6 protein-coding genes, 1 tRNA gene and 1 rRNA gene are annotated in these 9,700 nt (G+C 43.1%); all 8 read right to left on the minus strand.

Going from position 1 to position 9,700, the window contains the following annotated elements; genetic code table 11:
* Window positions 1-219 (minus strand): 16S ribosomal RNA (locus VN447_RS05490); the annotation flags it as partial.
* A gap of 61 nt (window positions 220-280) precedes the next feature.
* A tRNA-Gly gene (locus VN447_RS05495) sits at window positions 281-355 on the minus strand.
* Between the two features lie 344 nt (window positions 356-699).
* Window positions 700-2,721, minus strand: a complete 2,022-nt coding sequence (locus VN447_RS05500) for a methyl-accepting chemotaxis protein (RefSeq protein WP_325523637.1) — start codon at window positions 2,719-2,721, stop codon at window positions 700-702.
* A gap of 48 nt (window positions 2,722-2,769) precedes the next feature.
* A complete protein-coding gene (locus VN447_RS05505) occupies window positions 2,770-4,320 on the minus strand; it encodes a bifunctional diguanylate cyclase/phosphodiesterase (RefSeq protein WP_325523639.1) in 1,551 nt (516 codons plus the stop codon).
* A gap of 287 nt (window positions 4,321-4,607) precedes the next feature.
* On the minus strand, window positions 4,608-5,942 hold the full coding sequence (locus VN447_RS05510) for a nitrogenase component 1 (RefSeq protein WP_325523641.1): 1,335 nt from the start codon (window positions 5,940-5,942) through the stop codon (window positions 4,608-4,610).
* 3 nt (window positions 5,943-5,945) lie between these two features.
* A complete protein-coding gene (locus VN447_RS05515) occupies window positions 5,946-7,448 on the minus strand; it encodes a nitrogenase component 1 (RefSeq protein ID WP_325523643.1) in 1,503 nt (500 codons plus the stop codon).
* 39 nt (window positions 7,449-7,487) lie between these two features.
* Window positions 7,488-8,783, minus strand: coding sequence for an O-acetylhomoserine aminocarboxypropyltransferase/cysteine synthase (locus tag VN447_RS05520; RefSeq protein WP_325523645.1), 1,296 nt, complete (start codon window positions 8,781-8,783; stop codon window positions 7,488-7,490).
* 170 nt (window positions 8,784-8,953) lie between these two features.
* Window positions 8,954-9,193, minus strand: coding sequence for a DUF1858 domain-containing protein (locus VN447_RS05525; protein WP_325523647.1), 240 nt, complete (start codon window positions 9,191-9,193; stop codon window positions 8,954-8,956).
* Window positions 9,194-9,700 lie beyond the last annotated feature (507 nt).

The following is a 9,700-nucleotide window of genomic DNA, read 5'->3' on the forward strand; positions in this document are numbered from 1 at the left end:
TATATAGAGGCCACCTTTCTTAACTCAGTCATGCAACCAAGTTACCACATTCGGTATTAGCACCACTTTCGCGGTGTTGTCCCCAATTTAGAGGCAGGTTGTCTACGCGTTACTCACCCGTTCGCCACTAAGTATCCATAAATGAATACTCCGTTCGACTTGCATGTGTTAGGCACGCCGCCAGCGTTCGTCCTGAGCCAGGATCAAACTCTCCAATAAATTTTTGCAATCACATTGTGACTACATTATATTGAAGCCGTTTTATCGGCTCGTTATTTTTTGGAGCGGAAAACGAGATTCGAACTCGCGACCCTCGCCTTGGCAAGGCGATGCTCTACCGCTGAGCTACTTCCGCATCCTTGTAATAATTATGTGGCTTTTAAAGCCACCGCACATCTGGCATTTTATGATGCATTACTTACATTGTTTAGTTTTCAAGGAACATTATGCCGTCTATTTAGTGACGGATATATATCATAGCACTTATATCATATTATGTCAACATGATTATCGTACCAATTATTTCCGCCGCTCACAGCGACTTTTATAGATTATCATTTTGTTGCTATTATGTCAACAGTAACATTTTGTTATTTTAGGTAGGGTTAAACGGACTCGAACCGCTGGACTCTTCGCTAACAAAGATAGGCCTTCCATAGGAAGGCCCTCTAATTTTTTGTACCCCGGTACAGACTGTACCTATATCTTAAATTTATTAACCGCAAGTTGTAACTCGTGAGCCATAGCAGTAAGAGTCTGGCTGGATACTGCCAGTTCCTCCATAAAAGCAGACTGTTCTTGTGTTGAAGCAGAAACGTTTTGAGCCTGACCTGCCGCATCTGTGCTTACTTGGCTAATTTTATTCATTGAAGCTACTATTTGCTGGCTACCACTTGCCATTTGTTGACTGGCAGCAGCGATTTGGTTAACCTGATTAGATACTTCCGCAATTAATTCAGAAATATCCTTAAATACCTTACCCGCCGAAGCCACTACTTCTGCACCTACCTTGACTTCGCGGGTACTATCATTCATAGCAACTACTGCTTTATCTGTGTCATTTTGAATTTCACCAATTAAAGCAGCAATTTGCTTCGCGGCTTCCTGCGACTGTTCGGCAAGTTTCCTTACCTCTTCTGCCACGACTGCAAAACCACGCCCTTGCTCTCCTGCTCGAGCCGCCTCGATTGCAGCATTCAAGGCTAGTAGGTTTGTCTGACCGGCAATTCCTGAGATAGTATCAACGATACTACCAATCTCCGTAGACCTTTCCCCTAGTTTAGCAACGCCTCTGGCGGAATTTACCACCGATATTTCAATGACATCCATTTGACTGAGCGCACTCTCGACGTCTTTGCTACCCTGGTGTGATGCATCAGTAGTTCTATTTGTGGTTAAAGCTGCATGCTTTGCACTGGTTGCCACCTGCTCTAGGCCTATTACAATTTGCTCGATAACACTGGATGTTTCTTCTATTGATGAGCGTTGCTCTTCAGCACCCTGAGCCATATCGGCAATAGTAGCTGCTACTTGATTAACCGCTTTAGCTGATTGTTCGCCACTTGCCGTAAGCGCTCGCGATGCTGAGGTCAGTGTATCAACAGAAGAATTAACGTTTACAAGCAGGGCTTTCAACCGTTCAATCATTTTGTTAAAACCGCTTGCTAAAGTCCCAATTTCATCTTTTGCGGATACCTCAACAGATTTCGTTAGATCCCCGCCGGCTACCCACTCTACAGCCGTCACTAGCTTACGGATCGGATTGGTCAGTTTATTGGAGATGATAATGGCAATAACGATAACTATCAACATTACAAAAAGTGAAATACCGCCGACTATCATTGCTACTTTATTTCGTGCCGCATTGAGGCCTTCAATATTCTTTCCGACAAATAGCGCTCCGATTGGCTTGTCTCCCGGTCCCAAGAGCGGCTTATAGGCCGTGATATATTGGTTTCCGACTACTTCGGCTTTACCAATATACTCTTGTCCCTCTTTGAGTACTTTACCGGCAATTTGTTCATTTAAGGTAGTACCTACTACTCGCTGGCCATCTTTAATAATCGTTGTGGCAACACGGGTATCACCTAAGAATAGCGTTACATCTGTACTAAACGTTTCTTTAATTCGATCAACGACGCGGTCATCACTAATATAGTATCCGGCCGAGATTACACCAACAATCCGGCCGTCTTCATCTTTTACCGGGGTCCCTGCCCGGGCAGAAAACTTCACCACTGTTCCGGACTCAATAGCAGCAAAGGCTGTGCCTCTAAGGGCCGTTTTAACATTTTCCTGATTCGCTACATTATCACCCTTCTTCTGTTCATGCGTACGGACAATTACTTTACCTGTCTCATCTGTTATTGTAGCAAAATCAATATTGGCCCGCGTAAGCAGAGGACCCAGTTGCTCTAAAACCGAAACCGCGTCTTTGTCTTTAATAGCTTTTATAACTCCCGGATGACTAGCCATAACAGCGCCAAAATTCAATGCATTCTTTTGATAATCTTTAAGCGTAATCGTAAGCCCTTTCATACCTTCCTGCACCTGCTCTGTAGCGATATCGTTATTATATTCATCAAATAAATAAAGTGCAGGCGCCAGAGTAGCTACTACGGCAACTAGAGTAAGCAGTACAGCAAATAAAATCAGTTTTAGCTTAATACCGACCCTACTAAAAAAGTTAAGCCCACTATCTACTTTAAAAACCGTTTTCATATCTTCACCACTCCCCAATTTATAGTTACATCATCCCATTTAGGGAAATTACAAACAGCTTGAATCGATAGCCAATTGGTTCTTTAGAATCTTTGCTTGCTCGTTTCCTCCGACCAGCATTGTATATATTCTCTCCGGCGAAGTCGGCTGAGAGAAAAAATATCCTTGCACCTCATTACATCCCATTTCTCTCAACATTGATAACTGGAGTTCGGTTTCAACGCCCTCGGCAGTAACCGTTAGACCAAGGATATGTCCTAATGTGATGATTGCCTGAACGATAGAGCGGCTCTCAGGAGAGTCTTCTGCATCCTGCACAAACTTCTTATCTATTTTTAACACATCTACCGGCAATACTTTAAGGTTCGTAAGCGAAGAGTGCCCTGTACCAAAATCATCTATGGCAATACTCACTCCCATGGATCGAAGTTCTTTAATGGTAATGATCGCCTGATTTACGTCTTGCATTATCATACTTTCAGTAATCTCCAATTCGAGTTGAGCTGGCTCAACCTGTGTTTCATTAAGAGTACGAGCAATAGATTCTACTAAATTCTGCTGGTAAAATTGGCGAACTGACAAATTTATCGAAACCGGAAGAGTAAAACCACGTTCACTCCAACTCTTAATTTGCCGGCAGACAGTAATCAAAACCCATTCGCCAATGCTGTCGATAAGCCCAGTAGCTTCGGCAAGGGGAATAAATTCTCCTGGACTCACTAGACCTAGTTCCTTGTTTTGCCAACGCAGCAATGCCTCAACACTATTAATTTCTCCGGTTGAAAGGCTAACCCGTGGCTGATATGCAATAAAGAACTCATCATTTTCAAGAGCGTTACGCAGTTTTGTCTCCATTTCAATGTTCTTTAACGCATTGGATGAGAAATTCAAAGTATAGAATTTGTATTGATTTTTACCTTGTGCTTTCGCCCTGGAAACAGCCATATCTGCGTTTTTCATGAGCGTTATCGCATCTTTGCCATCCTCAGGTGATACACATATGCCGATATTCGCGGTTAAAAAAAACTGGCGGGAATCAACAAGCCAGGGAAGTCTGCAGGCACTCAGGATATTTTCGGCTAAGCCAGTTAATTGAACTGGGTCAACCATCCCGGGTATAGCCAGTAGGAATTTATCACCCCATACATTGGCAATCATACAGTTTTCCGGGATATTTTGTATTAATCTTTTTGCCACATCTTTAAGAAGTTTATATCCTTCTTGATGCCCCGCAATATCATTAATGAGGCTAAATCCATGTAGATCAATCATCATGACTCCAACCCGCTGCTTTTTGACAGCTAATAGCTCGGTTAGAGTTCCCTGGAAGTAATTCCTGTTCGGCATTCCGGTTATAGAATCATGAAATGCTAAATAATGTGCTCGTTCCGCAGTTTTTTTTTCCTCTGCAAGCTCATGCTGAAGCTTCGAGTAGGCAAAGAAAAAAATGAAAGCCGGAGGGAAGACCATCACGCTCGTGATGATCGTCGACAAAGACAAGCTGTCTGGTACTATTTTAATTTGAAAAAACACAAGTATAGTAATGTATAAAGCCAATATTCGTAGCGGATTAGATTGAATCATTGCCAATAGTCTCATCGTACCTCCTCCGTTTTTAAGTATTAGAATCAAAACACTTGTAAATAAAAAAAGACTAAAGCATCTAAGTGATGACTTTAGCCTTCAGTTTTCTGATGAGCTCTGCACATATCTTATACAATTTTATAGAAAGTGTTAAAATTAGCCAAATGATAAGGTATATTAGGATATATAGTAGCACACATTTCTAAATAATGTCAAATGTTTATTAGTATTCTACACATTTATAATCCGAAGATAGCACAAAGCCGGATTCTTCTCAGAATCCGGCTTTGGTATTATGGTTGTTATAGCGGTCCTCCGTATTTTACCATCAGATCTTCCATAAGGTTCAGTCCACCACGATATCCGACATAACTGCGGTCAACAATCAGCCGATCATACGACGGAAAAGCCACACTGAGAAATAATGCACCGCCAAGTTCTGTTTCGGCAATATATCGCTCCAGTGAACTGGCAAATACGATTTGCATCGTATAATTACGAAGTAGCAATCTGATATTGTGGGAATCAATTTCAAAAACAATCTTGGGTTTTAAAACACTTTCCAAATCCTCGGTTAAATCCCGGATAATTCCGTCCCGGTATTCTTCCGGGGGATCATCTGTAATAATCACAATTTCAGGATTAAAACCAAGTTCATTGGTCGCATACTTTGTAACGGCTATTGCTGTACTGCTGTCGGCAACCACCGCATAGTACGCATGAGGTATGGCAACAACCAATATATTCCCTATATATTCCGTAAAGCGGTAGGCACTCTGTTCTTCCTCCTCCACCACTTTGGCAATGACATCGGCAGATATCTGTAATTTATGCTCAAGTGCTTGCAAGAACTGAGTCGTATCCTTGGGCCCGATAGGCAAGGAAGAAAAAACATGATACGGGGTACCAAAACGCTCTTCAAGTTTTTTTGCCGTGTTAATACCCCATACAGAAAACACCAGGTTCAACTCCGCAGCGGGAATCCTGTTTAAAGCTTCCAATCCGTTTAGATCGCCGAATATAATGTTCGCTTCCACACCAATTTTTTGCAAATGCTCTTTAAGATTGCGCAGATCTCCTTTCCAAAAGAGATTTTGCGTGGGAACAATTCCCAAAATGTTAACTGTGTTCTTTTTTACCGATTGCTTTTTTAACAGCTGGTCGATGACAGCATCAAAATAAAGTTCATATCCTTTATACGAATTTCCTGCAAAGCCTGCTGTCTTAACATGAATAACAGGCGCCCGTTCCTGAAATTCTGCTACAACCGAATCGACATCATCGCCAATCAGAGCAGGTACGCAAGCTGAAATGACCGTGTATAAATCACCAGGCATTAAACCAATGGTACTGTCAATCAGTTTTCTTAGTTTATCTTCACCACCAAAAATTACATGTTCTTCTACCAAAGTGGAGCAGGGTGTGCTTGCGCCACCTACCGGTCCGGGACTGTTCAAGCCTGAGGCAAAACTCTGACCAAAATTTTGGGCAAAGCCGCAACCGCCCCCAGAATGAAGGATGGGAACAGAACCAAACGTTGCCAGGGCTGCTGCATAGGCTCCCCCCATCGAGCAAGAATATCTGGGGGCTTCAACTACTTCAGGAAAGAATTGCGGTTCTTCTTTAACTAAAGACATTGCTTATTTTGCCTCCCTCTTTGTAAAATAAAGTGGGTCAGGTTGTTGATACCACCATTCGTTGTATACATCAGGCGTCTTTTCCAGCATTGTTTTCTGGAATGAGCGGTTTTTTGTGGATTGTAGCAGAAAATTACCGGCAGCTATTGCGCCTTTGTATCCCGCCTGGGCACTCCATGGCCGGGCATCACCCCTGGCAGAATGAATTCTGGTTGCACCGCGGTCCCGCTTATACGCGCTCCCCTGGAAGGGGCATGTCAATGCGATGTCTGGGTCATATCGTCTGGTGTGATGGGCCACTTCTGCCGCCTGGAAGGTATTAACCAATACATCAAAATCCCCGACCTTTTCGATCAGTTTTTCCGTTTCATCTGCCACCAGATCATCAAAATCCAGGCAAATAGCAGCCGGTGTCTTTACACCCAATTCGTTAAAAAATGGAACTTGGGTAAGCAATCTGCCCTGCCCTAAGGAACCAAGGACGTTAATATCATTGCCGTTGCCGATTCTCGCAAATTCTTTCTGGATAATCTCCAGTTTCGGCAGGCATTCATCATGTTCTTCGGCAATCAACTTTTCTACTTCACTTTCCTTACCGGTGTAGTAAGCGATCGCCCGTAACCATTGATCCGTATGTTCTACGCCAATCGGTGAAGGGTACAAAAAGTAGGGTACGCCATATTCCTGTTCCAGCCCTCGCGACAGGTAATCGGTAAATGAAGAGCAAATCGGCGCAGTGACGGCCGCTTCCGAGAGCATTTCAAATTGCTCAACTGTTGAAAATTCCGGAACAAAATTAGGACGCAGGCCTATTTTCTCTAACAGTCGGGTAATCTCTCGCCGGTCCTGCCAGGTATAAGACAGCATACTTGCCACATTGACCAGATCTTTTTGCTTTTTTGTTGGTTTTTTCACTAAATATTTGAGTATGCCATGCCAAAAGGCGTCATACCCGGTTTGAATCAGCTTGGAGCGAATCCCTTCGCAATGGATCGCAACGATTTTTGCATCAACCTCAGGTTGGACCTCGTCAACAATTCCCGCGATATCTTCACCGATAATTCCAGTGGTGCAGGATGCCAACACAAATATTGCTTTGGGATTATATCTGGTTTGGGCCTCTTTGATCGCATATTTTAATTTGTCTCCGGCCCCATAGATAACATCTTTCTCATTCAGATTGGTAGTCAGCCAATGAAAGTCAAAGTTTTCGGGGCGCCCCAAAGAAACAGGAACTTTACGGAATATTTCCCTGTAGCCTAAGCCGACGACAGAGCAGCCTACCGGCGCATGAACAATCATAACAGAATCACGAATGGTCATAACCCGCTGGGTTAGATAGAAATTTAACAGGCAACCTGACGATTGCTGAAAGCAGCGTTCCGTATTTGGCACCGTCCCGTCTTTTACTTGTTTAACGAGTTCACTTGCTTTCCCAAAAAAAGCGTTAATACCATTTCCACGTTGTTCCCTTGTAGGGCAGGTATTGTCTCTTAGGTTAATCATGTAATACGCCTCCTGTTCTTTACTATTTTTCAAATGACGCTATTCTTGACTTATCACAAGCGCTTCTTCCAGATAATACAACAGATCATTGATATCTTCCAAGCCAATGGATAACCGTACAAGGTCTTCGGTTACCCCACTTGCAAACTGTTCTTCAGGAGTTAATTGCTGATGGGTTGTACTGGCAGGATGAATAACCAGCGACTTGGCGTCACCCACGTTTGCCAAATGTGAAAATAGGCCTAGACTGTCGATGAATTTAGTTCCTGCAGCCAGGCCGCCTTTAATACCAAACGTGAGAATCGCCCCCGCTCCTTTCGGCAGATATTTTTGTGCTTTTTCATAGGATGTACTGCTTGTTAAACCAGGGTAATTCACCCAGGTAACAAATCTATGGCCCTGTAAAAACTCAGCAACCTTCTGCGCGTTAGCCACATGCCGGTCAAGTCGTAAGGAGAGTGTTTCCAATCCCTGGAGGAATAAAAAGGCATTAAAAGGACTTAGAGCCGCTCCGGTATCACGTAAAATCGTTACCCGCGCTTTAAAAATGTAAGCCGCATTGCCAAATTTCTCACTATAAGATAGTCCGTGATAACTTGGGTCAGGTTCAATCAAACCAGGAAATTTACCATTATTCCAGTTAAACTTGCCTGAGTCGATGATAATGCCACCGATGGATGTGCCATGCCCGCCGATAAATTTGGTTGCAGAATGTACAACTATATCGGCTCCCCACTCGAACGGTCTATGCAAATACGGTGTTGCAAAAGTATTATCAATAATGAGCGGAATAGAATTGTCATGAGCAACTTTTGCTACACTTTCTACATCTAATATGTCAATCTTGGGATTGCCAATGATTTCGGCATAAACAGCTTTAGTGGCAGGAGTTATCGCTTTGCGGAAATTCTCAGGATCATCAGGGTTTACAAAATGAACCTTAATACCAAGTTTTGGCAAAGTATAATGGAATAAATTATACGTGCCGCCATACAATGCGGCGGAAGATACGATCTCATCCCCGGCCTGCGCAATTGTTAAAATAGAGTAAGTAATCGCCGCCTGTCCGGAAGCAACCGCCAGTGCCCCTACGCCCCCCTCTAAAGCGGCTACCCGCTCTTCAAATACAGTTTGTGTAGGGTTTATCATCCGGGTATATACACTGCCTAATTCCTCCAGTGAAAAAAGCCGGGCCGCTCGTTTGGTATCGCCAAGTACAAACGATGTGCTCTGATAAATTGGCACAACTCTTGCGCCGGTAGTCGGATCAGGTACTTGACCGGCATGCAAAGCCAATGTATCAAATCCATGTTTTCTTTCCGATTGTTCACTCATTACTATCTCTCCCTTTTCCTCATGGTTACGATTTCTATTGCCAGAGAAACCCGCTATTCTGACACACCTTACACCCAATTAGTGCAAACTAGACCAAACAAGAAGGCAAAGAGGATTCTCCTTTCGAAAAACCTTTCTTTGCCTTCAGTAGTTTATACTGATCAGTAAAACTATCCATCATTTTCTTTTTCACTCGAACCAGTGTCAATTGGATTGTCTTTGATTACTTTATTTAAGTCGTTGATTAAAAGATCAATATCGATTTCATGAGAGCGCGCGCCTTCTTCTATATTTTCATAACTAGCCGCTGCACAACCAAAACATCCCATCCCATATTTCCGGAACACCGCAATTGTATCTGGGTATTTGCTAACAACCTCCCGGATACCCAATTCTTTAGAAATAGCCATAAACCACATCTCCTTTACCTTATTTATTCTTCCACATTTCTTTCCTTGTCCAGATTAAGTGAGACTTAGCTTCAGGTGGGGTTTTAACCCCATCTGAAGTTTAGTCGACCAACTTCCAGGGACTTAGCCGCTCGCCTGTGCCCTTTGGGTATAACTCCCATTTGTATACCCTAAAGGGCACAGGAAAGATGGGAGTCTTAGAGCGGCTTGGTCATCGGATAAATTAAAAAGCCGAAAACGCCCTATTTGCGTCTCCAGCTTATTCACTAGTCAACCCATTGATAATTCAAGTATTCTATTTCAATACTTATTTTATAGAATTCTCACCATTGCGGGTTAAGTCATCTGACTAACCTTCTCTTTCCTAAATCGAGTAGGAGCTGAGTAATTATTTACTCAGCGACCTCTCACACCACCGTACGTACCGTTCGGTATACGGCGGTTCAATAGAATTAGTGTATTAATGAATATCTTTCACTTATGGTGATAAAGCCTAATTTCCTTAGG

Source organism: Sporomusa sp., assembly GCF_035561155.1.
GTDB lineage: Bacteria > Bacillota > Negativicutes > Sporomusales > Sporomusaceae > Sporomusa.